Annotated in this window: 25 protein-coding genes; 9 read left to right on the forward strand and 16 right to left on the reverse strand. The window is 68.6% G+C overall.

Going from position 1 to position 25386, the window contains the following annotated elements; translation table 11 throughout:
• Positions 1-28: 28 nt before the first annotated feature.
• Genes MicroSTF_RS04755 through MicroSTF_RS04775 form a run of 5 tightly spaced genes read right to left on the reverse strand, consistent with a single transcriptional unit; the run spans position 29 to position 4151 of the window.
• On the reverse strand, positions 29-1258 hold the full coding sequence (locus tag MicroSTF_RS04755; protein ID WP_322953941.1) for an MFS transporter: 1230 nt from the start codon (positions 1256-1258) through the stop codon (positions 29-31).
• A gap of 9 nt (positions 1259-1267) precedes the next feature.
• Positions 1268-1744 carry a GNAT family N-acetyltransferase gene (locus MicroSTF_RS04760; RefSeq protein WP_322953943.1) on the reverse strand — a complete coding sequence of 159 codons (477 nt, stop codon included), beginning with the start codon at positions 1742-1744 and terminating at the stop codon, positions 1268-1270.
• Positions 1737-2081 carry a thiamine-binding protein gene (locus MicroSTF_RS04765; RefSeq protein WP_322953945.1) on the reverse strand — a complete coding sequence of 115 codons (345 nt, stop codon included), beginning with the start codon at positions 2079-2081 and terminating at the stop codon, positions 1737-1739. Before MicroSTF_RS04765 ends, MicroSTF_RS04760 begins: the two co-directional genes overlap by 8 nt.
• 4 nt (positions 2082-2085) lie before the next feature.
• Positions 2086-3321: a hypothetical protein gene (locus tag MicroSTF_RS04770; protein ID WP_040569816.1), complete on the reverse strand. Its 1236-nt coding sequence runs from the start codon at positions 3319-3321 to the stop codon at positions 2086-2088.
• A complete protein-coding gene (locus MicroSTF_RS04775) occupies positions 3318-4151 on the reverse strand; it encodes an ADP/ATP-dependent (S)-NAD(P)H-hydrate dehydratase (protein WP_322953948.1) in 834 nt (277 codons plus the stop codon). The genes MicroSTF_RS04770 and MicroSTF_RS04775 overlap by 4 nt, the downstream gene beginning before the upstream one ends.
• A gap of 56 nt (positions 4152-4207) precedes the next feature.
• Between MicroSTF_RS04775 and MicroSTF_RS04780 the strand changes: the two genes are divergently transcribed.
• A complete protein-coding gene (locus MicroSTF_RS04780; protein ID WP_029258231.1) occupies positions 4208-5275 on the forward strand; it encodes an NADH:flavin oxidoreductase/NADH oxidase in 1068 nt (355 codons plus the stop codon).
• Between the two features lie 70 nt (positions 5276-5345).
• Here the strand turns inward: MicroSTF_RS04780 and MicroSTF_RS04785 are convergent, their stop codons facing one another.
• The 3 genes from MicroSTF_RS04785 to MicroSTF_RS04795 form a co-directional block, all read right to left on the reverse strand.
• Complete coding sequence (locus MicroSTF_RS04785; protein ID WP_021199869.1) at positions 5346-6407, reverse strand: hemolysin family protein; 1062 nt, start codon at positions 6405-6407, stop codon at positions 5346-5348.
• A complete protein-coding gene (locus tag MicroSTF_RS04790; RefSeq protein ID WP_322953952.1) occupies positions 6404-7720 on the reverse strand; it encodes a hemolysin family protein in 1317 nt (438 codons plus the stop codon). Before MicroSTF_RS04790 ends, MicroSTF_RS04785 begins: the two co-directional genes overlap by 4 nt.
• Before the next feature lie 112 nt (positions 7721-7832).
• Positions 7833-9287 carry a GuaB1 family IMP dehydrogenase-related protein gene (locus tag MicroSTF_RS04795; protein WP_322953954.1) on the reverse strand — a complete coding sequence of 485 codons (1455 nt, stop codon included), beginning with the start codon at positions 9285-9287 and terminating at the stop codon, positions 7833-7835.
• Positions 9288-9447: 160 nt separating this feature from the next.
• On the opposite strand from MicroSTF_RS04795, the gene MicroSTF_RS04800 reads away from it, so the two are divergent.
• A complete protein-coding gene (locus MicroSTF_RS04800; protein ID WP_021199866.1) occupies positions 9448-13128 on the forward strand; it encodes a multifunctional oxoglutarate decarboxylase/oxoglutarate dehydrogenase thiamine pyrophosphate-binding subunit/dihydrolipoyllysine-residue succinyltransferase subunit in 3681 nt (1226 codons plus the stop codon).
• A 64-nt stretch (positions 13129-13192) separates the two neighbouring features.
• Here the strand turns inward: MicroSTF_RS04800 and MicroSTF_RS04805 are convergent, their stop codons facing one another.
• Genes MicroSTF_RS04805 through MicroSTF_RS04815 form a run of 3 tightly spaced genes read right to left on the reverse strand, consistent with a single transcriptional unit; the run spans position 13193 to position 15433 of the window.
• The gene (locus MicroSTF_RS04805) at positions 13193-14494 is read right to left on the reverse strand and encodes a GNAT family N-acetyltransferase (protein ID WP_322953957.1); all 1302 of its coding nucleotides are present in this window, start codon (positions 14492-14494) and stop codon (positions 13193-13195) included.
• Between the two features lie 34 nt (positions 14495-14528).
• A complete protein-coding gene (locus tag MicroSTF_RS04810) occupies positions 14529-14774 on the reverse strand; it encodes a zf-HC2 domain-containing protein (protein WP_021199864.1) in 246 nt (81 codons plus the stop codon).
• Entirely contained in the window at positions 14771-15433 is a 663-nt protein-coding gene (locus MicroSTF_RS04815) for a sigma-70 family RNA polymerase sigma factor (protein ID WP_021199863.1), read from the reverse strand. The genes MicroSTF_RS04810 and MicroSTF_RS04815 overlap by 4 nt, the downstream gene beginning before the upstream one ends.
• A gap of 70 nt (positions 15434-15503) precedes the next feature.
• On the opposite strand from MicroSTF_RS04815, the gene aroA reads away from it, so the two are divergent.
• Genes aroA through bcp form a run of 3 tightly spaced genes read left to right on the forward strand, consistent with a single transcriptional unit; the run spans position 15504 to position 18376 of the window.
• Complete coding sequence (gene aroA / locus MicroSTF_RS04820) at positions 15504-16820, forward strand: 3-phosphoshikimate 1-carboxyvinyltransferase (protein WP_029258236.1); 1317 nt, start codon at positions 15504-15506, stop codon at positions 16818-16820.
• A gap of 2 nt (positions 16821-16822) precedes the next feature.
• The gene (gene rsgA / locus MicroSTF_RS04825; RefSeq protein ID WP_136023837.1) at positions 16823-17893 is read left to right on the forward strand and encodes a ribosome small subunit-dependent GTPase A; all 1071 of its coding nucleotides are present in this window, start codon (positions 16823-16825) and stop codon (positions 17891-17893) included.
• Positions 17894-17902: 9 nt separating this feature from the next.
• A complete protein-coding gene (bcp, locus tag MicroSTF_RS04830; protein ID WP_021199860.1) occupies positions 17903-18376 on the forward strand; it encodes a thioredoxin-dependent thiol peroxidase in 474 nt (157 codons plus the stop codon).
• A gap of 54 nt (positions 18377-18430) precedes the next feature.
• Here the strand turns inward: bcp and MicroSTF_RS04835 are convergent, their stop codons facing one another.
• The gene (locus MicroSTF_RS04835; protein WP_322953962.1) at positions 18431-18817 is read right to left on the reverse strand and encodes a hypothetical protein; all 387 of its coding nucleotides are present in this window, start codon (positions 18815-18817) and stop codon (positions 18431-18433) included.
• Between the two features lie 230 nt (positions 18818-19047).
• Between MicroSTF_RS04835 and MicroSTF_RS04840 the strand changes: the two genes are divergently transcribed.
• A complete protein-coding gene (locus tag MicroSTF_RS04840) occupies positions 19048-19296 on the forward strand; it encodes a WhiB family transcriptional regulator (protein ID WP_017203224.1) in 249 nt (82 codons plus the stop codon).
• Between the two features lie 63 nt (positions 19297-19359).
• On the opposite strand, the gene MicroSTF_RS04845 is transcribed toward MicroSTF_RS04840, so the two are convergent.
• The gene (locus MicroSTF_RS04845) at positions 19360-20844 is read right to left on the reverse strand and encodes a sensor histidine kinase (protein WP_029266826.1); all 1485 of its coding nucleotides are present in this window, start codon (positions 20842-20844) and stop codon (positions 19360-19362) included.
• 24 nt (positions 20845-20868) lie between these two features.
• Positions 20869-21255, reverse strand: coding sequence for an Rv3235 family protein (locus MicroSTF_RS04850; RefSeq protein WP_292765411.1), 387 nt, complete (start codon positions 21253-21255; stop codon positions 20869-20871).
• Between the two features lie 131 nt (positions 21256-21386).
• On the opposite strand from MicroSTF_RS04850, the gene MicroSTF_RS04855 reads away from it, so the two are divergent.
• Positions 21387-21998 carry a hypothetical protein gene (locus MicroSTF_RS04855; protein ID WP_322953994.1) on the forward strand — a complete coding sequence of 204 codons (612 nt, stop codon included), beginning with the start codon at positions 21387-21389 and terminating at the stop codon, positions 21996-21998.
• Here MicroSTF_RS04855 and MicroSTF_RS04860 read toward each other — a convergent pair.
• Positions 21986-22264 (reverse strand): helix-turn-helix domain-containing protein, encoded by a 279-nt coding sequence (locus MicroSTF_RS04860; protein ID WP_029258242.1) that lies wholly within the window; start codon positions 22262-22264, stop codon positions 21986-21988. The genes MicroSTF_RS04855 and MicroSTF_RS04860 overlap by 13 nt on opposite strands.
• A 356-nt stretch (positions 22265-22620) precedes the next feature.
• Here MicroSTF_RS04860 and MicroSTF_RS04865 point away from each other — a divergent pair, with 356 nt between their 5' ends.
• Both MicroSTF_RS04865 and MicroSTF_RS04870 read left to right on the forward strand, forming a co-directional pair.
• The gene (locus tag MicroSTF_RS04865; protein ID WP_322953997.1) at positions 22621-22983 is read left to right on the forward strand and encodes a hypothetical protein; all 363 of its coding nucleotides are present in this window, start codon (positions 22621-22623) and stop codon (positions 22981-22983) included.
• A complete protein-coding gene (locus tag MicroSTF_RS04870) occupies positions 22980-24221 on the forward strand; it encodes an AAA family ATPase (protein WP_322953999.1) in 1242 nt (413 codons plus the stop codon). The genes MicroSTF_RS04865 and MicroSTF_RS04870 overlap by 4 nt, the downstream gene beginning before the upstream one ends.
• Here MicroSTF_RS04870 and MicroSTF_RS04875 read toward each other — a convergent pair.
• Positions 24145-25371 carry a pyridoxal phosphate-dependent aminotransferase gene (locus MicroSTF_RS04875; RefSeq protein WP_021199852.1) on the reverse strand — a complete coding sequence of 409 codons (1227 nt, stop codon included), beginning with the start codon at positions 25369-25371 and terminating at the stop codon, positions 24145-24147. The genes MicroSTF_RS04870 and MicroSTF_RS04875 overlap by 77 nt on opposite strands.
• Positions 25372-25386: the final 15 nt, after the last annotated feature.

Genomic DNA, 25386 nt, shown 5'->3' on the forward strand with positions numbered 1-25386 from the left:
CTCTACGACCGGACCGACCGCGGCGAAACTACGAGGCGACGAGCTCCGCTGCCGCCGGGCGACGTCCTTCGACGCGGTACGAGAGCAGCGCGATCAGCAGACCGGCCACGGCGAGCGCGGCACCGGTCCATGCCGGTGCGGTGAAGCCCCAGCCGGCGGCGATGACGACGCCCCCGAGGAACGCGCCCAGGCTGTTGCCGATGTTGAGCGCCGAGTGGTTCATGGCTGCGGCGATCGACTGGTTGTCGCCCGCCACGTCCATGAGCCGGGTCTGGATCGTCGGGCTCAGCACGGAGGAGACGAACCCGACCACCAGCACCACCGCGGCCAGGCTGACGATCCAGAACGACAGGAACGCCAGCAGCGCGAAGACCACGGCCATGGCGGCGAGTCCGAAGAGCAGCGTGCGGCGCAGGTCGATGTCGGCGAGGTGACCGCCGACGAGGTTTCCCGCCGTCATCCCGAGCCCCATGAGCACGAGGACGATCGGCACCACCCAGTCCGGGGAGCCGGAGACCTCGGTCACCAGCGGGGCGATGTAGCTGTAGACGGCGAAGAATCCGCCGAAACCGATCGCGCCGACGCCCAGGGTGAACCACACCTGCGGGATACGGAACACCCGCAGTTCCTGGCGCATCGTGCGCCCCGGGTCTCCCGGATGTTCCGGGACGAAGAGCGCGATGCAGAGGGTGGCGAGAGCGAAGACGAGCGCCACGACGGCGAAGGCGGAGCGCCAGCCCCACTGCTGCCCGAGGAACGTCCCCAACGGCACGCCCACGACGTTGGCGACCGTGAGGCCGGTGAGGATGAACGCCACACCCTTGGCGCGGTTGCCCGGCCCCATCACATCGGCGGCCACGAGCGCACCGATGCCGAAGTATGCACCGTGCGGCAGCCCGGCGAGGAAGCGCGACGCGGCGACGAGCTCGAACGTGGGCAGCACGACCGTGAGGGCGTTGAACACCGTCAACGCGAGGGCCAGCACGATCATCACCCGATGCCGCGGGTAACGCGCGACGAAGCCGGCGATGGTCGGTGCGCCCACCACCACACCGAGCGCGTAGAGCGAGATCAGCCAGCCGGCCTGGCTCAGCGCATCTTCCTGGCTGGTCGCCCAGAGCGAAGGCAGCAGGTCGGCGGCGATGTTGGGCAGCAGGCCCATGACCACGAATTCGGTCATGCCGATGCCGAAGCTGCCGATGGCGAGGGAGAGGAGCGCCCACTTCGCCGCACCCCTCGATTCAGTCGAGGGATTCACCGGATCAGCTTAGCGGCCGTCGGACCCGGAGGTCGCCCGCCCCGCGCGATCGAGCGTCATGAAGACATCAACGTCATCCTGGGTGTCGACGACGAAACCGTGGCGTTCGTAGAGACGCCGTGCCGGGCTGCCCTGGAGCACGTTGAGTCGATACGAGGTCGTGTCATCGAGCACGATCCCCAGCACGCGGTCACCGAGACCACGGCCCTGATGCGAGGTCGCGATGTAGAAGTGCTCCAGCCAGCGGGACTCCCCCTCCGCACGGATGGCGACCGAGCCGACATCGGTGCCGTCCACGACGATGATCCGGGTCTGCGTCGGTTCGAACGCATCACGGAACCGCTGCCGGACGCGGGTCTCGTCGAAACGCCCCAGCCGCTCCAGGTCGGCCCGAAGCACTTCGGCGCGGAGTTCCGCGATCCACTCGGAGTCGTCGGCCGTCGCCGGTCGAAGAGCGATCGACATGGACGACGGGGAATCAGTCACCGGACTCCTCGACCGCTGCTTCGTCGATGGCTGCTTCCAGCCGCTCGATCTTCGCGTCCAGCTCTCCGGAGTAGCCCGGGCGGATGTCGGCCTTGAGCACGAGCGAGACCCGCGAGCCGAAGGGCATCACGGCCTCGGTCGCACGCTTCACGACGTCCATGACCGTGTCCCAGTCCGGTCCCTCGATCTCGGTGAACATGCTCGTGGTGCGGTGCGGCAGTCCGGACTCGCGCACCACCCGTACGGCAGCGGCCACGGCGTCGTGCACGGAGGCATCGGTGCGCTCTGCTCCCGCGGAGGTGGTGCCGCTCGGGGCGACGGAGAAGGCGATCAGCATGGTTTCACTCCTGGGTTTTCGGATGACGGACGGGCACGCGCACGAGAGCGCGGGCTGCGAGGACGAGCAGGACGACGAGAAGGATGTTGCGCACCGTGAGGACGGCGACCGAGAGGGCGTCGGCCCTCAGCAGCCCGTCGTAGCCGATCGGATAGACGAGGCACGTGAGCAGGCAGAGCGCGAGGACGAGGACGGCGGGAACGCGTGCTCGGGCCCGGTCGAGCACGAGCCACAGGATCACGGGCGCGATCATCCAGGTCTGGAACTGCGGTGAACCGACCTTGTTGGTGACGATCAGAAGCGTCACCAGTGTGAGCGCGAGCGGCGGGAACAGTCGCGGGAAGATCGCACCGCGCATCGCCTTGAGCGCGCCCAGCACGGTGACCGCCAGCACGGAGAGCACCATGAGCGGCGTGAGCGCGGCGGACACGGCATCGACCCCAGGCGCGGTGATCTGGAAGGTCAGGATCTCGAAGCTGTACTCGATGCGGGCGGCGCCGGCGACCGCGAGCCACAGGAAGGGGGTGGCGGCCACGGCTTCGATCTGCAGCCCTCGTCCGGTCTGCTCGGTCAGGAAGCCGAGGATCTCGGTGTCCGCCCCGAGCAGGAGCAGAGTCGCGACGACCCCGACACTGACGACGGCTGCGGCGACCAGCACCCGCACGCGCGCACGGAGCGCGACGACGGCGGCGAGCACGAGCGCGCCGGGCCAGATCTTGATCCATGCCCCGATCGTGAGGAGAGCGGCCCCGACAGCGGGCCGCGACACGAGCCAGAGTCCGCCGATCACGGCGATCGGGACGGTGATCGCATCGATCCGGTAGAGCGCGATCGGTCCGAGGAGCGCCAGCGCGCCGCACCAGAACCAGGCCGCGACACGGCGCGCGTGCGAGGGCGCGCGCCCCACCAGCACAGCGAAGGCGACAGCGTCGAGGATCACGACCAGGACCGCCCATCCGACGAGATACGCACTGGATACTCCGAGCAGAGGCACGAGCGGCGCGGAGAGCACGGCGGCGACGAGCATCGGCACGAGGGCGAGCTGAGGGTAGACCCATGTCTCGGTGACACCGACGATCGGCCCCCCACCGAGTGCAGAGGACGCCCAGGGCTCGTACACGAGCACCACATCGCCCATGGGCTGGCTGGGGTAGACCCAGCCGGCCCATGCGGTGAGCGCGTGCACGATGAGGAAGACGCTCCACAGCGCGACCACCCGGGCCGTCGACGCGCGATTCACGCCAGGACGTCCGCAATCGCGAGTGGAAGGGCCTCGGCCACGTCCATCGCGACGATCGGATGCCCCGCCCCGCCGTCACGCACGCCGGCGGCGATACGCCCGGCGTGGCCGTGCAGCCACGCTCCGGCCGCGGCGACCTCGGCGATCGGGCGTCCGGGATTCGCCGCGAGCACGGCACCCAGCGCGCCGGCGAGGACGTCGCCCGTCCCCGCGGTGGCCAGCCAGCCGGTCCCCGCTTCGACGGCGATGACCGTCCCGTCCGGCGCCGCGATCAGCGTACGCGCGCCCTTGAGCAGCACGGCGCCCCCGAGCGTGTCCGCCATGTGCCGCGCGGCCTGCGCGCGATCCTCCGCGGTCGAGGACATTCCGAGCCTCTCCTGCAGCCGGACGAACTCCCGCGCGTGGGGCGTCACGAGGAACGGCGCCGTCGCGCGTTCGGCGAGATCGAGCGCTCCGGCGTCGATCACGACGGCGGCGGTGCCGGAGAGGATCTCCCCCAGAGCACCGGATTCCGTGTCGCTGCGGTGCGCCGGGTCCGTCCCCGATCCGATCACCCAGGCGTCGACCCTCGAACGCCCCGTGTCCGCCCCGGCGACGGTCTCCGGTCGCCGGGCGAGAACGGCATCCGCCACCCGCTCCGCGCCCACGTAGCGGACGAAGCCCGCCCCGGCCCGCCACGCCGCCTCGACGCCGAGCACCGCGGCACCGGGATACGCGGGCGATCCGGTGCGCAGCGCCACCACGCCGCGGGCGTACTTGTCGTCATCCGCGGTCGGCGCACGCAACAACCGCGCCGTGTCGCCGCGTGTCCACTCGCGCACCTCGAACATGACTCCACGTTAGTGCGACGGCCCGTCCTGCACCCGCGCGGCGGTACCGTCGAACCGTGAGTCTTCTCTTCTCCCCGCTGCGCATCCGTTCCGTCGACTTCCGCAACCGCCTCTGGGTCTCGCCCATGTGCATGTACAGCGCGGTCGACGGCGTGGCCCAGGAGTGGCATCACACGCACCTCGCACAGTTCGCGTCCGGCGGCGCGGGACTCATCATCGCCGAGGCGACGGCCGTGGCCCCCGAGGGACGGATCTCACCGCGTGACCTGGGGCTCTGGGATGACGAGCAGCGCGACGCCCTCGCCCCGATCGTCCAGGCGATCCATGACCGCGGAGCCCACGCCGGCATCCAACTCGCCCATGCCGGCCGCAAAGCATCGACGTGGTGGCCCTGGGCACCCGAACGCGGATCGGTGCCGGCCGCCGATGGCGGGTGGACGACATCCGCCCCCTCGGCCATCGCCTTCGACGGCTTCGACGAGCCGGTCGCCCTCGACCTCGCCGGGATCGACCGCGTGGTCGACGCATTCGCGTCCGCAGCACGGCGCGCGACGGACGCCGGGTTCGACGTGCTGGAGGTGCACGGGGCGCATGGGTACCTCCTGCACCAGTTCCTGTCTCCCCTGTCGAACCGGCGCAGGGACGAGTACGGCGGCTCGCTCGAGAATCGTGCCCGCCTGCTGCTGCGCGTCGTCGACGCGGTCCGCGAAGCCGTAGGAGCCGATGTGCCGTTGTTCGTGCGCATCTCCGCCACCGATCATGCCGACGGCGGGTTCACACCCGAGGAAGCGGCGATCGTCGGCGACTGGGCCGCGCAGCGAGGTGCCGATCTGATCGACGTCTCGAGTGGCGGCCTGGTCGCGCACCAGCGGATCAGTGTCTTCCCCGGCTATCAGGTCCCGCTCGCCGAGACCGTGCGTCAGGGCGGTCGGATCCCGGTATCGGCGGTCGGTCTCATCACCGCGGCGGCCCAGGCCGAGCAGGTGCTCAGCGAGGGAGCCGCGGATGCGATCTTCGCCGGACGGGAGTGGCTGCGCGACCCCCATTTCGCGCTCCGTGCCGCGCACGAGCTCGACGCCGAGATCGTCTGGCCACCGCAGTACGAGCGCGCCCGCCTGCGCTGAACAGTGCTCGGACGACGAAGGCCGCCGATCCCCTGAGAGGGGTCGGCGGCCTTCGTCGTCCGAGCGACGATCAGCGTCCGCGGAAGCGGCGGGTCGCGTCCTGCACCTCCCCGACCAGTTCCTCGAGGATGTCCTCGAGGAACAGAACGGCGGTGGTGTTGCCCTGCGCGTCACGCACCTTCGCCAGATGCCGACCCGCGCGACGCATGACCGCGAGGGCGTCCTCGAGATCCGTGTCCTCCTGCACCGGCACCATGTGGTGGATGCGCTTGGCCGGAACCGGCTCGACCATCTTGGCCTCGGCGTCGGGGCCTTCGGACGCGCGGAGGATGTCCTTCAGGTGCACATAGCCGATCGGTACGGATGCATCGTCGACGATCACGTAGCGCGAGAACCCGTATCGTGCGACCGCCTTCTCGATGTCGTCGGGCGTCGTCGACTGGGGCAGCGTGACCAGATCGCTCAGTGGCACCGCGACGTCCCGCGCCTTCTTGTCGGTGAACTCGACCGCTGCGGCGACTGTTCCCGCCGTGTCCATGAGCACGCCTTCGCGACGCGACTGGCTGACGATGGTCGCGACCTCATCGAGCGTGAACGTCGATGCGGCCTCGTTCTTGGGCTCGACCCGGAACAGGCGCAGGACGCCGTTGGCTGCCGCGTTGAGCACCCAGATCACGGGCATGAACACCTTCGACACCCACACCAGCGGTGGGGCGAGGATCAGCACGGCACGGTCCGGCACCGAGAACGCCAGGTTCTTCGGCACCATCTCGCCGAACACCACGTGCAGGAAGGACACGATCACCAATGCGATCGTGAACGACACGGCGTCGACCGCACCGTCCGGCCACCCGAGCGCGTGCAACGGCACGGAGAGCAGATGGTGGATCGCCGGCTCGGACACATTGAGGATGAGAAGCGAGCAGATCGTGATGCCCAGCTGCGACGTCGCGAGCATCAGCGTCGCGTGTTCCATCGCGTACAGCGCGGTCTTCGCGGCGCGCGAGCCCTGGTCGGCTCGAGGCTCGATCTGCGATCGTCTGGCCGAGATCACCGCGAACTCGGCACCGACAAAGAACGCATTCGCGACCAGGAGCACGACGAGCCAGGCGAGTCCTGCCCAATCGCTCATCGGGTCACCTCCTCATCGCCATCGAGGGGATTCGGCACGTAGCGCACCCGATCCACCCGTCTGCCATCCATGCGGACCACCTGCAGCACGCCGCTGTCGAGAGAGACCTCGTCGCCCACCGCGGGCACGCGCTCGAGCACGCTCATGACGTAGCCGCCGACGGTGTCGTACACATCGCCCTCGGGTACTTCCACACCGGCACGGCGACGCAGCTCGTCCGGGCGCAGCTCTCCGGGGAACGTGACGCCCTCCCGGTTGCGGATGACTCCCGCGCGGGTGCGATCGTGCTCATCGGCGACTTCTCCGACGAGTTCTTCGACGAGGTCTTCCAAGGTGACCAGCCCCGCGGTCCCGCCGTACTCGTCCACGACGATCGCGAGTTGATAACCGCGTGCACGGAGTTCCGCGACCAGGGCGTCGACGTGCACGGTCTCCGGAACGCGGAGCGGTTCCGTCGCGAGAGCGCCCACCGGCACCTCCGTGCGCCGCTCGCGCGGAACCGAGATGGCGGCTTTCAGGTGCACGACGCCCGTGATGTCGTCGAGGTCGTCGTCGTACACGGGGAAGCGGCTGTGGCCCGTGCGTCGCGCGAGCTGGATGACGTCGTCCACCGAGTCGCCTGCAGCGATCGCGTGCATGCTCGGTCTGGCCGTCATCACGTCGGCGGCCGTGAGGCGCGAGAACATGAGGGTGCGGTCGAGCAGCGAGGCGGTGTCGGCCTCCAGCAGGCCCGCGTTGGCGGACCGCCGCACGAGCGATGACAGCTCCTCCGCGCTGCGGGCGCCTGAGAGCTCTTCCTTCGGCTCGATCCCCATGCCGCGCAGTACGCCGTTCGCACTGCCGTTGAGCACCACGACGGCCGGTTTGAACACGGTCGTGAACGCGATCTGGAAAGGGATCACGAGCTTCGCCGTGGCCAGCGGCAGAGCGAGGGCGAAGTTCTTGGGCACGAGTTCGCCGAGGATCATCGAGAGCACCGTCGCCACCAGCATCGCCACGATGGTCGCGATCGGCGCGACGGCCGCTTCAGGGAGGTTCCAGGCGATGAGGGTCGGGCGCAGGAGGTTCGACAGCGCCGGCTCCATCGTGTAACCGGTCAGAAGCGTCGTGAGCGTGATGCCGAGCTGGGCCGCCGAGAGATGCGTCGATGTGTGCCTGAGGGCGCTGATCGTGAGCGAGAGCCGCGATTCACCGCGTGCCTGCCTGGCCTCGAGTTCGGCGCGATCGAGGTTCACCAATGCGAACTCGCTCGCCACGAAGAGGCCGGTGCCGACCGTGAGCAGGAGCCCCACGCCCAACATGATGTAGTCCATCAGAAGTTCCTCTCCTGTGAGAGAGGCGGACAGTGGGGCGATGTTCTACAACTGGGAGGGTCGTCCATTATGCCGACGATTGTACCGAAGACGACGGGGAGTGCGCTCGCGGTCACCAGCTGACCGGCAGCGCCTTGCCCTCTTCGTAGCCGGCCGCCGACTGCAGGCCCACCACGGCGCGCTCATGGAACTCCGGTACAGACGAGGAGCCGGCGTAGGTGAAGGATGAGCGGACACCGGAGGTGATCATGTCGAGAAGGTCTTCGATCCCGGGACGGAGCGGGTCGAGATAGATCTTCGATGAGGAGATGCCCTCGGCGAAGAGCTCCTTGCGAGCACGCTCGTAGGCGTCGAGGCGACCGAAGCGCGCCTGGACGGCCTTGGTCGACGCCATGCCCCAGGACTCCTTGAACAGACGCCCCTCTGCGTCGCGCTGCAACTCTCCCGGCGCCTCGATGGTGCCGGCGAACCAGGATCCCACCATGACGGAGGCCGCGCCGGCGGCGAGGGCCAGAGCGACATCGCGCGGATAGCGCACGCCACCGTCGGCCCAGACGTGCGCACCGAGCTCGCGTGCCGCCTGCGCGGTCTCGAGCACGGCGGAGAACTGCGGGCGACCGACCGCGGTCATCATGCGGGTGGTGCACATGGCGCCGGGGCCGACGCCGACTTTGAGGATCGACGCCCCCGCGTCGACCAGATCGGCCACGCCGTCGGCGGTGACGATGTTGCCTGCGACGACGGGGAGGCCGAGGTCGAGCTCGGCGACCGCGCGCAGAGCCCGCAGCATCCCCTCCTGGTGGCCGTGGGCGGTGTCGACGACCAGAACGTCGACGCCTGCCGCTGCGAGTGCCTTGGCCTTGGCCGCGACGTCGCCGTTGATCCCGACGGCCGCGGCGACCGCGAGGCGCCCATCGGAATCGACCGCAGGGCGGTAGAGCGTCGAGCGCAGCGCACTCCGGGCGCTCAGTGTTCCGACGAGGTGTCCGTGGTGCACGACGGTCACCATCTCGACGCCTGCATCGGTGATCACATCGAACGCGTGCCGCTCCGAGCCGATGTCGTCCGCGTCGATCGCCGGCGTGCCGTGGTGCACGAGATCGCCGAGCTGCGCATCGGGGAGCGCCGTGGCCAGGCGGGTCGCCGGGAGGATCCCGAGGATGCGCTCGACGCCGATCGGCGCCGTGCCGCGGGCGACGACGATCCCGTGACCGCTGGTCGCCGGGAGCAGACGGAGCGCATCGGCCGCCGATGCTTCGGGAGGCAGCACGATGGGCGTGTCCCAGAGCACGGGCTGCGACTTCACCTCGCGGATCGCCGCATCGAGATCCTGCAGCGGCAGGTCCTGGGGCAGCACGCCCAGCGCGCCACGCCGCGCGAGCACGGCTGCGATGCGCGGGCCGGTCACGGAGTTCATGTTCGCGGCGACGAGTGGCAGGGTCGCCGGGGTGCCGTCCTGCGGGGCAAGGTCGACCTGGAGACGGCTGGTGACCGCGGATCTGCGCGGTACCAGGAAGACGTCGGAGTAGGTCAGATCGACGGTCGGCTGCTCTCCAGAGAACTTCATGCTTCCACGGTACCCAGATCGCGACGCGGTGGGCGCTCAGCTTCGACGATTCCCATAGCGAAACACGTTAGGCTTGTTGGTCGAGAGTGTGCGGGCCCGAACGCATCCTGCGTCGACGTCCGCACCAGAGAGCTTCAGCGATGAAAGAGGGCGATCGAGAGTGTCGAACCAGGTGACCGGCGTCAACGGCGACGGGGGGTTCGGAGCCAATTCCTGGCTCGTTGAAGAGCTCTACGAGCAGTTCAAGGTGAACCGCGACTCCGTCGACAAGGAGTGGTGGCCCATCCTGGAGAAGTACCACTCCGAGACGGCTTCCGCAGCTCCCGCGGCAACGCCCGATGCGCCGGCGGCGGCTCATCCCGTCACCGCACCGATCCCGGTGATCGGTTCGCAGCCGGTGGCGCGCACGACGGCCAAGCCCGCCGCTGCCGCGCCGATCCCCGCCCAGGCCCCGAAGCCGGCGAAATCCGAGTCGAAGGACGCTCCGGCGCCCGCCGAAGAGGACAAGGTCACGCCGCTGCGCGGTCTGCCCAAGACCCTCGCCGCGAACATGGACGAGTCGCTCACCGTCCCGACCGCCACCAGCGTGCGTACCGTGCCGGCCAAGCTGATGATCGACAACCGCATCGTCATCAACAACCACATGGCACGCACCCGCGGCGGCAAGGTGAGCTTCACCCACCTCATCGGTTGGGCACTCATCCGGACACTCGACGAGTTCCGCAGCCAGAACGTGTTCTACGCGGAGGTCGACGGAAAGCCCTCCGTGGTCGCGCCGGCGCACGTCAACCTCGGCATCGCGATCGACCTGCCCAAGCCCGACGGCACACGCGCCCTCATGGTGCCCAGCATCAAGCGCGCCGACACCCTCACCTTCACCGAGTACCTCTCCGCCTACGAGGACCTGGTCACCCGCGCCCGCGGCAACAAGCTGACGGCCGGCGACTTCCAGGGCACCACGGTGTCGCTGACGAACCCGGGTGGCATCGGAACCGTGCACTCGGTGCCGCGTCTGATGAAGGGCCAGGGCTGCATCATCGGTGCCGGTGCCCTCGAGTACCCCGCCGAGTTCCAGGGCGCGAGCGAGAAGACGCTCAACGAACTCGCCATCGGCAAGACGATCACACTGACCAGCACCTACGACCACCGCGTCATCCAGGGCGCCGGCTCCGGCGAGTTCCTGAAGAAGGTGCACGAGCTGCTCATCGGCCAGCGCGGGTTCTACGACGACATCTTCGCGGCCCTGCGCATCCCCTACGCGCCGATCCGCTGGAACCCCGACATCGCCGTCGACCTCGCCGAGCGCGTCGACAAGCAGTCCCGTGTGCAGGAGCTCATCAACTCGTTCCGTGTGCGCGGACACCTGATGGCCGACATCGACCCGCTCGAGTACGTGCAGCGCTCGCACCCCGACCTCGAGATCGAGAGCCACGGCCTCACCTTCTGGGACCTGGACCGCGAGTTCGTCACCGGCGGGTTCGGCGGTCGGCGCATCGCGAAGCTCCGCGACATCCTCGGGGTGCTCCGCGACTCGTACTGCCGCACGCTCGGTATTGAGTACATGCACATCCAGGACCCGGAGCAGCGTCGCTGGTTCCAGGAGAAGGTGGAGGTCAAGTACCAGAAGCCCGGCCACGACGAGCAGCTGCGGGTTCTCCGCAAGCTCAACGAGGCCGAGGCCTTCGAGACCTTCCTGCAGACCAAGTTCGTCGGTCAGAAGCGCTTCTCGCTCGAGGGCGGCGAATCGCTCATCCCGCTGCTCGACGAGATCCTTCAGGGCGCCGCGACCGCCGGCCTCGAGGGCGCCGCGATCGGCATGGCGCACCGCGGCCGTCTGAACGTGCTCACCAACATCGCCGGCAAGACCTACGGCCAGGTGTTCCGTGAGTTCGAGGGCACGCAGACCCCGGGCAACCAGCGCGGTTCCGGCGACGTCAAGTACCACCTCGGCACCGAGGGCACCTTCGTCGCCGACGACGACTCCGAGCTTCCGGTCTACCTGGCCGCCAATCCCTCGCACCTCGAGACCGTCGATGGCGTGCTGGAAGGCATCGTCCGCGCCAAACAGGACCGCAAGCCGATCGGCACCTTCGCCTGGCTGCCGATCCTCGTGCACGGCGACGCGGCCTTCGCCGGTCAGGGTGTCGTGGTCGAGACGCTGCAGATGTCGCAGCTGCGCGGCTACCGCACCGGTGGCACGATCCACGTGGTCGTGAACAACCAGGTCGGATTCACCACGACGCCGAACGACGGCCGCACGTCGATCTACTCGACCGACGTCGCCAAGACGATCCAGGCGCCGGTGTTCCACGTGAACGGCGACGACCCCGAGGCCGTCATCCACGTCGCGCAGCTCGCGTTCGAGTACCGCGAGCGCTTCCACCGTGACGTCGTGATCGACCTCGTCTGCTACCGCCGACGTGGTCACAACGAGGGCGACGACCCCTCGATGACGCAGCCGTTGATGACCGACCTCATCCAGGCGAAGCGTTCCGTCCGCCGCCTGTACACCGAGTCGCTCGTCGGCCGTGGTGACATCACCGAGCAGGAGTACGACGAGGCCAAGGCCGATTTCCAGAACCGCCTGGAGATCGCGTTCGCCGAGACGCACGCCGCCGAGACCGGCGCTCTGCCGATCGCTCCGGAGCAGGCCCCCGTCGACGACCAGGTCGGTGCCCCCGAGATCACCGGTGTGCCGAGCGAGGTCATCCAGATGATCGGCGACGCCTTCGTGAACAAGCCCGAGGGCTTCACGGTGCACCCGAAGATCCAGCAGCTGCTGGACAAGCGCCTCGACATGAGCCGAAACGGCAATATCGATTGGGGCTTCGGCGAACTGCTCGCATTCGGTTCGCTGCTGGTGGAGGGAACGCCCGTCCGGCTCGCCGGCCAGGACGCTCGCCGCGGCACGTTCGTGCAGCGGCACGCGACCCTGCACGACCGTGCGAACGGCCAGGAATGGCTGCCGCTGTCGAACCTCTCCGACGCTCAGGGGCGCTTCTTCGTCTACGACTCGCTGCTCAGCGAGTACGCCGCCCTCGGCTTCGAGTACGGCTATTCGGTGGAGGCTCCCGAGGCGCTCGTGCTCTGGGAGGCCCAGTTCGGCGACTTCGTCAACGGTGCCCAGTCGGTCATCGACGAGTACATCTCGGCCGCCGAGCAGAAGTGGGGACAGCAGTCCAGCGTGACCCTGCTCCTCCCCCACGGCTACGAAGGCCAGGGGCCGGACCACTCGTCGGCACGCATCGAGCGCTTCCTGCAGATGTGCGCGCAGGACAACATGATCGTGTCGCGTCCGTCGACCCCCGCGTCGTACTTCCACCTGCTGCGCCGCCAGGCCTACGCCCGACCGCGCAAGCCGCTCATCGTCTTCACACCGAAGGCGATGCTGCGTCTGCGCGGCGCGACGAGCCCGGTCGAGGCGTTCACGCAGGGTCGTTTCGAGCCGGTCATCGATGACGACCGCGGGCTCGACCGCACCGCCGTCAAGCGGGTGCTCGTGCACTCGGGCAAGGTGCACTGGGATCTGCGTGCCGAGCTCGAGAAGAACCCGAACCCCGAGGTCGCCCTCGTCCGGCTCGAGCAGCTGTACCCGACGCCGATCGACGAACTCAAGGCCATCACCGACTCCTACCCGAACGCAGAACTGGTGTGGGTGCAGGAAGAACCGGAGAACCAGGGCGCCTGGCCGTTCCTGGCGCTCGCCTTCGCCGACGTTCCCGGAGACCGCTCGTTCCGCCCGGTGTCGCGCCCGGCCTCGGCATCGCCGGCGACCGGATCCTCGAAGGTCCACGCGGCTGAGCAGGCCGCGCTGATCCGCGCGGCGGTCACCCTCGGCTGATCGTCAGACGAGAAGGGGCGCCGCGACTTCGGTCGTGGCGCCCCTTTCGTTTCCCCCTCCGGAATCAGTACCAGATGTCGAGCGACGGTGCCGGGAAGGCGACGAGCGCCCGATCGAGCGCCTCGACCGCCTCGGATTCGGCGGAGATCCGTCCGGCACCGTGCAGTGTGGACGCACGGACACCCCCCGCGTAGAGCGCGGAGAGCGTCGAGACGTCGAGTGTGACGTCGACCGCGGAGCCTCCCGCGGCCGCGTCCACCGTCGCGACCCCGGCGTCATCGACGCGCAGACGCCAGTCGCCGCTCGCGAAGCCCAGAGAGTCCTCCACGCGAAGGACCGTGTCGATCGGTGCGGAATAGCGGCGCGCGGTCAGGGCGGTCGGCAGATCCAGGATGCGCAGCCACCCGTGATCGTGCACCTCCTGCTTCACCCCGCGGGTGTCGTGGACCAGCCACGGCAGCGGGTCGTCGATCGGGCGGAGGTCGGCGACCACCTCGTCGACGAGATCGTGCTGCAGCGCGAAACGCCACAGCGCGGTGCGCGCATCGTCGGTCTCGGCGACCAGCAGGCGCACGTCCATCCGGAAGCGGAAGGTTCCGCCGGCCTCCCCCACCGTGTACGCCATCACACCGCGCAGCGCACCCTCCTCGTCGAGGTAGCGCACCCCGCGCGCCTGGTCGCGATCCGGGGTGGGCGCGACGCCCGCGTACCCCTCCCATCGACCCTGCCAGCCGGGGATCTGGCCCGACGCCCGGCCCCGGGCGCGCTCGTGCACCGTGCCGAGATCGGCGGCGAGGGTTTCGCCATCGATGTACTCGAGCCGGCCGGTCGGCGTCGGACCGCTCCAACCTGCGCGTCGGGTGTCGACCGTGTGACGCGCGACCGGGATCGCCGATCCGAACCCGTACCGACCGTAGATCGTCGCCTCAGACACGGTGAGCCCCGCGATCGGCACCCCTGCGGATGCTGCCGCGCGCAGTTCGCCCTCGAGCAGTGCCCGGGCGATCCCGCGACGCCGGTGCGTCGCCGAGACCGTGACCACGCTGATGGCCCACATGGGGATCTCGTCGCCGGGGACGGTGAGCGGAGTCACCCAGCTGTTGATCGTCGCCACCGGCAGTGCGGTCGCCGGCGGTGTCTTCTCGAAGACGCCGATGTTCCGTCGCTCGGCGAACGTTTTCCGCACCTGCGCCCGCATCTCGGCGTTCGGGTCGGACCCGAGGAACCCTCGGTCGACAGCGCGGGCGAAGGCGGAAGCGCTCGCCTCGTCGCTCAGATCGACGACTCGGTACTCGAGCCCGGATCCGGCCAGTCTTTCCGTCGAGGTGTTGTCAGCGGGAACTTCGCGCGCATCGATGGAGGTCATCCATCCACACTAGCGACGGCCTCAGACGCGTGTGTCAGTGCTGTGTCGCCTGAACGGCCCGCAGACGCGCGAACACCTGGTCGCGCAGCTCCTCCGGAGCCGTCTCCTTGCAGGCACGGGCGATCACATCGGTGAGGGTGGTGGCGACGAGCGCCTCGTCCCGGCACGACGGGCAGTTCTCGAGATGCTCGCGGATCTCGGTGTGTTCGGTCTTGCACACCTCGTTGCGGAGGTACTCCTCCAGATCCTGACGGGCTTTGTCGCAGCCGCAGTCGCTCATTTCTTGCTCCTCGTCTCAGCCGCGGCGATGCCCCGCTCAGCGGCGTAATCTGCCAACAGCTCCCGCAGCATCCGCCTGCCACGGTGCAGACGGCTCATGACGGTGCCGATGGGGGTCTTCATGATGTCGGCGATCTCCTGGTACGCGAAGCCCTCGACGTCGGCGAGATACACCGCCAGCCGGAAATCCTCCGGAACGGCCTGCAGCGCGTCCTTGACGACCGACGCGGGCATCCGGTCGATGGCTTCGGCTTCGGCCGACCGGCTGTGCGACGCCGTGGTCGACTCTGCTCCGCCCAGCTGCCAGTCCTCGAGCTCGTCGATCGTTCCCTGGAACGGCTCCCGCTGGCGCTTGCGGTAGATGTTGATGTAGGTGTTCGTGAGAATCCGGTACAACCACGCCTTGAGGTTCGTGCCCTGCGAGAACGTCGCCCAGGACCCGTAGGCCTTGACGAAGGTCTCCTGCACGAGGTCGGCGGCGTCGGCCGGGTTGCGCGTCATGCGCATCGCCGCGGCGTAGAGCTGATCCATGAAAGGGATCGCCTGCTCCTCGAACTCGCGCCGAGGGTCGCTGACGGTGTCTGCGGTTGCGGTGTCATCCATCATCGGCCAGTCTAGGCCGCTGAGGTCGAACACCTCGCGCTCCAACGTCGCCGGCATACTCTCTCCTTCGCGTCGGGATGCCTGTCTTTCGCGACGAAGCTCCCTGTGTTTACTAAGGTGAGAACCGATGAGCGCCAACAGGTATTCCCCTTCCCGTGTGCAGGGCGCCTATGCCGCGCCCACGACCGACGTGCCGGTGCACGCCGAGCTCACGATCCCCGGTTCCAAATCGCTGACGAACCGCGAGCTGATGATCGCCGCGATCGCCGACGGTCCCGGCCGCCTGATCTCGCCGCTGCACTCCGACGACTCCGCGCGCATGGTCGACGCTCTCCGCGCTCTCGGGGTCGGTATCGAGGAGGTGGACGCCGGACACGAGTTCGGACCCGATCTGGTCGTCACCCCTGCGAAGCTCCGTGGCGGCACCACGATCGATTGCGGGCAGGCCGGAACCGTGATGCGATTCATCGCCCCGCTCGCCGGACTCGCGGAACATGACGTGCATCTCACCGCCCATGAGACCGCCCTCCACCGTCCGATGGGCGGCCTGATCAGCGCGCTGCGCGATCTCGGCGTCGACATCGACGACGAGGGCACCTGGGCCCTCCCCTTCACGATCCGCGGTCACGGTCGGATCCGCGGTGGACGGGTCGAGATCGACGCCTCGGCATCCAGCCAGTTCGTCTCCGGGCTTCTGCTCGCCGCTCCTCGGTTCGACGTCGGCCTGCACCTCGTCCACACCGGCGAGCACCTGCCGAGCCTCCCGCACATCGACATGACGATCGAGGCCCTCAGCCGACGCGGCATCCGCATCGAGCGCCCCGCTGTCGGCGAATGGCTGGTCGAAGCGGGCGTGCCGCGCGCCAAGGAGATCGCGATCGAACCCGATCTCTCCAACGCCGCACCGTTCCTCGCTGCGGCACTCGTCACCGGCGGATCGGTGTCGATCACGGGCTGGCCCGCCCACTCCACCCAGCCCGGTGCGTTGCTGCCCGAGATCCTCCAGGCCATGGGAGCGCACGTCGGCCGTCACGGCGGCACGCTCACCGTGCGCGCCGGCTCCGGAATCCGCGGCCTCGATCTCGACCTCTCCGCGGCCAGCGAATTGACGCCGACCCTGGTCGGCCTCGCCGCCTTCGCGGAGTCTCCGACCACGATCCGCGGCATCGGGCACATCCGTCTGCACGAGACCGACCGGATCGCCGCACTGATCGGCAACCTCCGAAAGCTCGGCGGCGAAGCCGAAGAACTTCCCGACGGCCTCCGCATCATCCCCCGCCCACTGCAGGGCGGCGGATGGGCCGCGCATCACGATCACCGGATGGCCACCACCGGAGCGCTCATCGGCCTGCGCATCCCCGCCGTCGAGATCGACGACATCGGTACGACCGCCAAGACCCTCCCGGAGTTCACGATGCTCTGGGAGCGGATGCTGCGGGGCTGAGGATGAGCTGGCTCGACGACGCCGACGACCTCGAAGACGACTTCGAGGACTTCGACGAGAGCAGCATCCGGACGCGCCCCAACCCGAAGGCGAACCGCCCGCGCACCAAACGTCGCCCAGCGCACGAGGATGCGCAGGTGGGTCGAGTGCTCGGCGTCGACCGCGGCAGGTACTCCGTCCTCCTCGGCGAGGACACCGCCGAGGAGCGCATGATCACCACCACGCGCGCCAGGGAGCTGCGACGTATGCCGATCGTCACCGGCGATCAGGCACGGGTCGTCGGCGACACATCGGGAGACGAAGGCACCCTCGCCCGCATCGTCGGCATCATCGACCGCACCTCGTTGCTGCGACGCAGTGCCGACGACACCGACCAGGTGGAGCGCGTGATCGTCGCCAACGCCGATCAGATGCTCGTCGTGGTCGCGGCTGCCGACCCCGAGCCCCGCGCCCGACTCGTCGACCGCTATCTCGTGGCCGCGCTGGATGCCGGCATCCGCCCACTCCTCGTCGTCACCAAGACCGACATCGCGGATCCCACCGAGTTCCTCACGCACTTCGACGGGCTCGACCTGCGGGTGTTCACCAGTGCGCAGGATCAGATGCCCGTTGACGAGATCGGCGAATCCCTCGTCGGACACTCCACCGTCTTCGTCGGCCACTCCGGAGTGGGCAAGTCCACGCTCGTCAACGCGCTCGTCCCGACGGCGCTGCGCGCCACCGGCCACGTGAATCAGGTCACCGGACGCGGGCGGCACACCTCGTCGTCGACGGTGTCGCTGCGCTACGAAGGCCCCCGCGGGACCGGCTGGGTCATCGACACCCCCGGCGTGCGCTCGTTCGGTCTCGGACACGTCGACCCCGCGAACATCCTTGCGGCGTTCACCGAGCTCGCCGCGATCGCCGAGAACTGCCCACGCGGCTGCACCCACCTCGCCGACGCCCCCGACTGCGCCCTCATCGAGGCCGCGGAGAGCGGCGAACTGGGCGAGACCGGTCGAGCGCGGCTCGACTCCCTGCAGCGGCTCCTGCAGACCTTCGCGGACAAGGCGGAGCAGGCGCCCGGCCGTTAGGCTGGACACGTGACTCAGCGCCTCGAACCCGGAACCGCCGCCCCCGACTTCTCCCTCCTCGACCAGGACGGGAACACCGTCCGTCTGGACGACCTGCGCGGCCAGAAGACCGTGCTGTACTTCTATCCGGCGGCGATGACCCCCGGATGCACCACCGAGGCCTGCGACTTCCGCGACAGCATCTCCTCGCTCCAGGGCGCCGGGTATCGGGTGATCGGCATCTCGCGCGACGAACCCGCCACGCTGACGAAGTTCCGCGAGCGCGACGGGCTGACCTTCCCGCTCCTGAGCGATCCCGACCACGCGGTGCACACGGCGTACGGCGCGTGGGGCGAGAAGATGAACTACGGCAAGCGCATCGAGGGCGTCATCCGCTCGACCTTCGTGCTCGACGAAGAGGGCAAGATCGCTCTCGCGCAGTACAACGTCAAGGCCACCGGCCACGTCGCACGACTGCGCAAGCAGCTCGGCATCGACGCCTGAGCCGCGACTTTCGATCCGAGGCCGATGGGCCCCGCGGCCCGCACGGCGCTGAGGTCACTCGGCAGCGCGCTGTGGGCCTTCCAGACGCGCGCTCGAGATCAGCAGGACGAATCCGAGCAGCCCGGGAAGCCCGACACCGAGGGTGAATGTCCACGCGATCGGCTGCAGCGTGAGAGACGCCAGCGCGAGAGCCACGGCGAGCACCTGAAAGACCACTCCCCCGGACCGCGCCCACGACTTGCCCACACGTGTGCCGACGGCGAACGCGACGAGGGCTGCGGCACCGATCAGCGTGAGCACGATGAGTGCCAGCGCCGTCGGCAGCGAGGCCGCGTCGCCCGCACCGAGGCCGGCGAGCTCGATCACGGCGAAGACCAGGAGAGCCACCGCCTCGAGGCCGAGGACCGCCGCAGCTGCGAGGGCGATTCCGGGTGCGCGCACGGTGTCTCCCAAGGATCGAAAGAGGAGAAAACCCTTGATTTCACGGTTTTCATGTAACAGAATAGAGAAAGTCATGTGCTCCCACAGCGGCGTGGGGCGAGCGTTCACGCTCGCATCACAATTCGCGGGCATTCCGTCCGCATCTCAACAGGGTAGCGGAACCCGAACTACTACCCGAATCCGAGAGGTCGCATCGCGACATCTCTTGAAATCCACACCGAGGAGCCCCCATGGACTGGCGCGATAAGGCCGCCTGCCTGACTGTCGACCCCGAGCTTTTCTTCCCCGTGGGGAACACCGGCCCGGCCGTCGATCAGATCGAGAAGGCGAAGACTGTGTGCGCCACCTGCACCGTCACCGAGATCTGCCTGCAGTACGCCCTGGAGACCAGCCAGGACTCGGGCGTGTGGGGCGGTCTCTCCGAAGACGAGCGCCGCGCTCTGAAGCGTCGCGCCGCCCGCGCCCGCCGCGCCTCCTGATCGTCCGGAAGCGGCCTGAGATCGACTCTCAGGCCGCTTCCGTCTGTTCGGGAGCGGCCGTGCTCACCTCTCGAGCCAGCGCAGCGGGATGTCGATGACCACCTCGGTGCCTTCTCCGTCGCTCCCGTGCCATTCGATCGTTCCACCGAGTTCGCCCTGGATGAGGGTGCGGATGATCTGAGTGCCGAGCCCCTGGCCGATCCGCCCCTCCGGCAGGCCGAGTCCGGTGTCCCGCACCGTCACGCGGAGATTCTCCTCGGTGCGCTTGGCGTCGATCGTCACGACGCCCTCCTGCCCAGCGAGACCATGCTCCACCGCGTTGGTCACGACCTCCGTCAGCGCGAGCGCGAGCGGAGTCGCATACTCGCTCGGCAGCACACCGAAGCGTCCGGTCGACTGCGTGCGTGCGCGCGTGTTGGGCGCGGAGGCGACCTCGGCGACGAGCTTGAGCACGCGGTGGAAGACCTCATCGAAATCGACCTTCTGCGTGAGGCCCTGAGCGAGCGTGTCATGCACGACGGCGATGGCATCCACGCGGCGCATGGCCTGCGTGAGCGCGTCCCGCGCCTCGTCGGAATGCGTGCGACGTGCCTGGATCCGCAGCAGGGAGGCCACCGTCTGCAGATTGTTCTTCACCCGGTGGTGGATCTCCCGGATCGTCGCATCCTTGGTGATGAGCTCCTGCTCCTGATGACGCAGCTCCGACACATCGCGACAGAGGACGATCGCCCCGATCCGGGTGCCGTGGTCCTTCAGCGGAATGGCGCGCAGCGACACCGTCACCCCGCGGGCCTCGATATCGGTGCGCCACGGCGCGCGTCCGGTGACGACGACGGGCAGAGACTCGTCTACCTGTCGGGAAGGCGGCACCAGCCGAGTGGTGACCTCGGCGAGCGACTCCCCCTCGAGCTCGTCGTCGAAACCCATCCGGTTGAAGGCGGAGAGCGCATTCGGGCTGGCGAATGTGGTGATCCCGTCGACGTCGATGCGGATGAGTCCGTCGGAGGCTCGCGGGGCGCCGCGACGCGGTGACGTCGGTGCGGTGAGGTCGGGGAAGCTTCCGTCGGCGATCATGCGGAAAAGATCGTTCGCGCACTCGTCGAAGGTGATCTGCTGACGGGAGGGCGTGCGCACCTCGCCGAGGTTGGTGTGCCGGGTGACCACTCCGATCACGGTGGACTGGGCGTCGGCGCCGCGTCGGACACTCACGATCGGCACGGCTCGCACTCTGGTCGGCGTCTCTTCGAACCAGTCAGGCGAAGAGGAATCGACGATCTCGGCGGACTCGAAGGCGCCCTGGACCTGCGTGCGCCACTGCGGCCGCACCCGTTCACCGACGATGTCGCGATAGAAGAGGGTCGCGGCGCCGCTCGGTCGCGCGTGTGCGACCGCGATGAAGGAGCCGTCGTCGGTCTGGATCCAGATCACGATGTCGGCGGAGGCCAGGTCCGCGAGGAGCTGTCCGTCGCCGGCGAGACGATGGAGCCATTCGACATCGCTGTCGTTCAGGAGTCCCTGGGCATGGGCGAGATCGCTGAGGGTTGACACCTGACCAGCCTACGGTCACATGCCTCAGAGAATCGCCAGCGAAGTCGCGCGCCAGCGACGATCCGTCCCTTCCAGGCGCACGGCGACCGCCCGGGTTCGACCGGGACCCGCGACCACCACCACGGCTTCGATGACACCGTCGAGGGGCTCGGCGACTCGTAGCGCTCGGATCTCGAAGGTCGGACGTGCAGGAGGCACTCCGCGCGCGCTGCGTGCTCGCGCGGAGAGATTCGATCGGGTGACCAGGCTACGGAACGCCTCTTCGCTGAACCATCGGGCGAGCTGATCGACTTCTCTGACACCCGCGAGGACCTCGAGCACGCCGTGCGTGAGGCTGCGCAGAAGCGGCACAGGGTCTGGCAGCTCGATGGTAGGTGTCGGCTGGGGTGCGAAGTACTCGTGGGGCATCATGTCGAACTCTCGATCGGGGAGGTCTGCGAGTGAGCAAGTACAGCACCGCGATGCCCGGACGAGGGAGGAAAAGGTGGAGGAATGTGGATAACTCGTACAGCCGGGGAATGGTGTCGCCTACGCTCTGTCGAATGCACTGGGACCGACTGTTCGAAGACCTCGAAGGCCAGCTGGCATCAGAATGGGAGGCCGAGCGCGCGGTGCTGGATGCCGAGTCGGAACGGCTTCGCATCGCGCGATTGGATCTGCGCTCTCGGCTGCGCGCGCTGTGCCGCACCGGTGCGGACGCCACGATCGACCTCACGAACGGGAGACGGATTCCGGTCTCGCTGCAGTGCCTCGGTGCGGATTGGGTCGCGGTTTCCACGCGCGGCATGGGCGCGGCACACGGCGACTCCACCGCCCTCTTCCTTCCGCTCGCGGCCGTCAGCGGTGTCGCGACGGATCACGGCATGCTCCTGGCGAGTCTCGACGCACCGCCTTCTGCTGACATACCGCTACGAGAGCGGATGACTCTCGGTTTCTTGCTGCGTGACCTCGCGCGGCGACGCGTCCCGGTGCACATCAGCACACGGGTGGGCGACGACGTCCATGGCACGATCGACCGCGCCGCTGCCGATCACCTCGATCTGGCCGTGCACGACGCGGGCCAGGCTCGGCTCGCCGGGGCCGTGCACGGGTTCCGCATCATCCCGTTCTCAGCGCTGGTCGCGGTACGCGCCCCCGGCGATCAGTTGCGATGAGCCGATGATGTGCCCCAGACCTCGGGGAAGCTCGCGGTCTGGGACTGATGCCACAGCGCCATCCGTCGGGAGTTCTCGGACTCCTCGGCCAGATACCCCTCGAGACTGGTCTCTTCCACGCGCCACCGAGGCGGCGATCCGAGTTGCGCGCCCCGAAGTCGTCCCTCATGCACGAGCGCGATGACCTCATCCACCTCGATGCTCAGCAGCTCGGCCACTTGTGCCGGCGCGAGATAACGCGAGGCGCGAACAGGAGAGGCGGACATGTCCTCATTCTCTCCCGCGGAGAGCCAGAAATCCGGTCCGATCGCCTCCTGTGGATAACTCACGGACCATCGACGCCGTTTCTGTGACGATATCGCCATGGCATCCCTCCCTCCTCCTCGGCGTGCGTTCTGGGGCGACGTCCGCTTCCTCGTGGGCATCGCACTGGTAGTGCTCTCCATCGCAGGCGTCTGGCTGATCGTGTCGGCATCAGACCATGCAGTACCGGCCCTCCAGGCCACGCGGACGATCGCGCAGGGAGAGGAGCTGACCTCCTCGGACTTCCAGGTCGTCGACGTCGGTCTGGGCTCGTTGGCCGACGACTTATCTCGGGCCCGAAGACGTCCGTCCCGGCAGCGTGGCGGCGCGCACTCTGCAGAGCGGCGAGCTCGTTCCGACGTCAGCCCTGACCGACGCCGACAGCAGCCGTTCCACGACCGTCGTGATCCAGAGCAGCACCGGGATCCCGGAAGGAGTCGAGGCGGGCACGGTTGTGGAGATCTGGCAGGCGCCGCCCCTCGACGAGGGCAGGTCCTACGATGTCCCGCGCATCCTCGTCGCCGACGTGATCGTGCACGACGTGCTCGACCAGGAGGGCGTGCTCGCCGATACCGGAAGCCAGCTCGAAGTCGTGATCGACCGCGCCGATGTGGCCGACGTGCTCGCCGCGATCACCGGTGGGGCCGCCCTCTCGGTCGTGCCGGTCGGGTCCGGATCGTGACGGCTGTCGTCGTGGCGGTTCCCGAGCCCCGCGCGAGCGTGCTGGCCGCGGAACTCGGACTGGAAGGCATCGAGGTGGTCTCGATCGTCGTGCCCGCCCCGGGCGTCGAGATCCCTCCCGGCACCGAAGCCGTCATCGTCCCCGCCACGCGCGCGGTGCTGACCCCAGAACTGATCTCCACGTGCGATCGAGCCGGCGTGCGCATCCTGGCCCTCGGCGGAGCGGACAGCCGTTTGCTGGGCCGTCTCGGGCTGTCCGCGGCCCTGCGCGCCGACGCCGCGGGATGGGAGGTCGCAGCGACGTTGGCGACAGAGGCGGATGCGGCGTCGCGGCCGCCGTCCATCCTCCCCCACCGCGTCATCGCCGTCTGGGGTCCGCACGGCGCCCCGGGGCGATCCACGCTGGCTATCCAGCTGGCGGCCGAGCTCGCCCGCACCGGACGCCGGACCGCTCTGGTCGACGCCGATACCGTCGCTCCGGCTCTCGCTCTCCTGCTCGGGCTCGGCGACGACTCACCGGGCGTGGCCGCCGCGTGCCGGCGGGCGGAGCGCGGGGCTCTCGACTCCGCCGAACTGACCAGACTCGCCACCACGGTCTCCACGGGCGGAGGGGACGTCGAGGTGCTGCCCGGCATCAACCGTCCCAGCCGTTGGCCGGAGCTCTCTGCAACGCGCCTCAGAGCCACGTTCACCGCCTGCCGCGAGTGGATCGAGGAGACCGTCGTCGATGTGTCCGACGCCTTCGATGCCGACGACGAGGTCACGTACGATCTCGCGGGGCCACGTCGTCACGCGGCGACCTCGGCGACATTGGAAGAGGCTGATCTGATCATCGCGGTCGCCTCGGCCGATCCGCTCGGAATCAGCAGATTCGTGCGCGACCATGCCGAGCTGCGACGCATCGCCGCACGCACTCCCGTGGTCGTCGTGGTCAATCGGGTGCGATCGGGGCCCCTCGGGATCGATGCGCGAGGGCAGGTGCGGCGCACGCTCGAGAGGTTCGCGGGCATCACCGACGTCGTCTTCCTGCCGTTCGACCAGCGCGCGGCCGACGCGGCGCTGCTGCATGCGCGCCCCATGACCGATGTGGCTCCCCGCTCGCCCTTCGCTGCCGCCGTGAGACGACTGGCGACGACGCTCTGTCCCGCCGAGGCGGAGACCGCTACTGCCGGTAGCTCGAGAGGAAGTTCCCCAGTCGTTCGACGGCTTCGCTCAGCACTCGGGGTTCGGGGAGCGTGACGAGCCGGAGGTGGTCCGGGGTCGCCCAGTTGAAGCCGGTGCCCTGAACGAGCAGGATGTGCTCCGAGACCAGCAGGTCGTACACCAGCCGTGCGTCATCCCGGATCTCGTGCACATTCGGGTCGAGCCGCGGGAATGCATACAGGGCGCCCTGCGGCTTGACGCAGGAGACGCCGGGGATCGACTCGAGCCCCTCCCATGCGATGTCGCGCTGCTCGTGCAGGCGGCCGGTCGGAGCGATCAGCGCCTCGATCGACTGCACTCCGGAGAGCGCCGCCTGCACGGCATGCTGTGCCGGGACGTTCGGGCAGAGTCGCGTGGACGCCAAGAGCGTGATGCCCTCCAGGAAGCCCTTGGCGTGGTCCTGTGGTCCCGTGATGACCATCCATCCCGACCGGTATCCCGCCACCCGATACGTCTTGGACAGGCCGTTGAAGGTCAGGCACAGCAGATCGGGAGCAAGGGTCGCTGTCGGGATATGCACCGCGCCGTCGAACAGGATGCGGTCATAGATCTCGTCCGACAGCAGCAGCAGCTGGTGCTCGCGGGCGATCTGCACCAGCCCCTCGAGGATCTGACGGGAGTACACGACGCCCGTGGGGTTGTTCGGGTTGATGATGACGAGCGCCTTGGTGCGTGGTGTGATCTTCGAGCGGATGTCCTCGAGGTCCGGCTGCCACTCGTCATCCTCGTCGCAGAGGTAGTGCACGGGCGTCCCGCCGGCGAGGCTGGTCATCGCCGTCCAGAGCGGGTAGTCCGGCGCCGGAATGAGCACTTCGTCGCCCTCATCCAGCAGCGCCTGCATGGTCATCGTGATGAGCTCGGAGACACCGTTGCCGAGATACACGTCATCGGGGTCGAATCGAGGGAAGCCCTCGATCTCCTCATAGCGGCTCACGACAGCACGCCGTGCGGAGATGATGCCCTTGCTGTCGCTGTAGCCGTGCGCCGTCGGCAGCGCCGCGAGCATGTCGCGCACGATCTGGTGCGGAGCGTCGAAACCGAAGATCGCCGGATTGCCCGTGTTCAGCTTGAGGATCTTGTGTCCCTCGGCTTCCAACCGCGCCGCCTCGACGAGGGCGTTTCCGCGAATCTCGTACAGGACGTTCTTGAGCTTCGACGACTGGTCGAAGTTGCGCGTTGGGGTCATCGGCCAAGCCTACAG

The sequence above is a fragment of the Microbacterium sp. STF-2 genome (assembly GCF_034650155.1).
Lineage (GTDB): Bacteria > Actinomycetota > Actinomycetes > Actinomycetales > Microbacteriaceae > Microbacterium > Microbacterium maritypicum_A.

Excerpts from the sequence above, each read along its gene's own strand:
- MicroSTF_RS04775 (WP_322953948.1), bottom strand. The coding sequence starts at position 4,151 with ATGTTCGAGGTGCGCGAGTGGACACGCGGCGACACGGCGCGGTTGTTG.
- MicroSTF_RS04785 (WP_021199869.1), bottom strand. The coding sequence starts at position 6,407 with ATGAGCGATTGGGCAGGACTCGCCTGGCTCGTCGTGCTCCTGGTCGCG.
- MicroSTF_RS04855 (WP_322953994.1), top strand. The coding sequence starts at position 21,387 with ATGCACTGGGACCGACTGTTCGAAGACCTCGAAGGCCAGCTGGCATCA.
- MicroSTF_RS04790 (WP_322953952.1), bottom strand. The coding sequence starts at position 7,720 with ATGGACTACATCATGTTGGGCGTGGGGCTCCTGCTCACGGTCGGCACC.
- MicroSTF_RS04810 (WP_021199864.1), bottom strand. The coding sequence starts at position 14,774 with ATGAGCGACTGCGGCTGCGACAAAGCCCGTCAGGATCTGGAGGAGTAC.
- MicroSTF_RS04850 (WP_292765411.1), bottom strand. The coding sequence starts at position 21,255 with ATGATGCCCCACGAGTACTTCGCACCCCAGCCGACACCTACCATCGAG.
- MicroSTF_RS04815 (WP_021199863.1), bottom strand. The coding sequence starts at position 15,433 with ATGCCGGCGACGTTGGAGCGCGAGGTGTTCGACCTCAGCGGCCTAGAC.
- aroA (WP_029258236.1), top strand. The coding sequence starts at position 15,504 with ATGAGCGCCAACAGGTATTCCCCTTCCCGTGTGCAGGGCGCCTATGCC.
- MicroSTF_RS04765 (WP_322953945.1), bottom strand. The coding sequence starts at position 2,081 with ATGCTGATCGCCTTCTCCGTCGCCCCGAGCGGCACCACCTCCGCGGGA.
- MicroSTF_RS04840 (WP_017203224.1), top strand. The coding sequence starts at position 19,048 with ATGGACTGGCGCGATAAGGCCGCCTGCCTGACTGTCGACCCCGAGCTT.
- MicroSTF_RS04860 (WP_029258242.1), bottom strand. The coding sequence starts at position 22,264 with ATGTCCGCCTCTCCTGTTCGCGCCTCGCGTTATCTCGCGCCGGCACAA.
- MicroSTF_RS04795 (WP_322953954.1), bottom strand. The coding sequence starts at position 9,287 with ATGAAGTTCTCTGGAGAGCAGCCGACCGTCGATCTGACCTACTCCGAC.
- MicroSTF_RS04805 (WP_322953957.1), bottom strand. The coding sequence starts at position 14,494 with ATGACCTCCATCGATGCGCGCGAAGTTCCCGCTGACAACACCTCGACG.
- MicroSTF_RS04875 (WP_021199852.1), bottom strand. The coding sequence starts at position 25,371 with ATGACCCCAACGCGCAACTTCGACCAGTCGTCGAAGCTCAAGAACGTC.
- rsgA (WP_136023837.1), top strand. The coding sequence starts at position 16,823 with ATGAGCTGGCTCGACGACGCCGACGACCTCGAAGACGACTTCGAGGAC.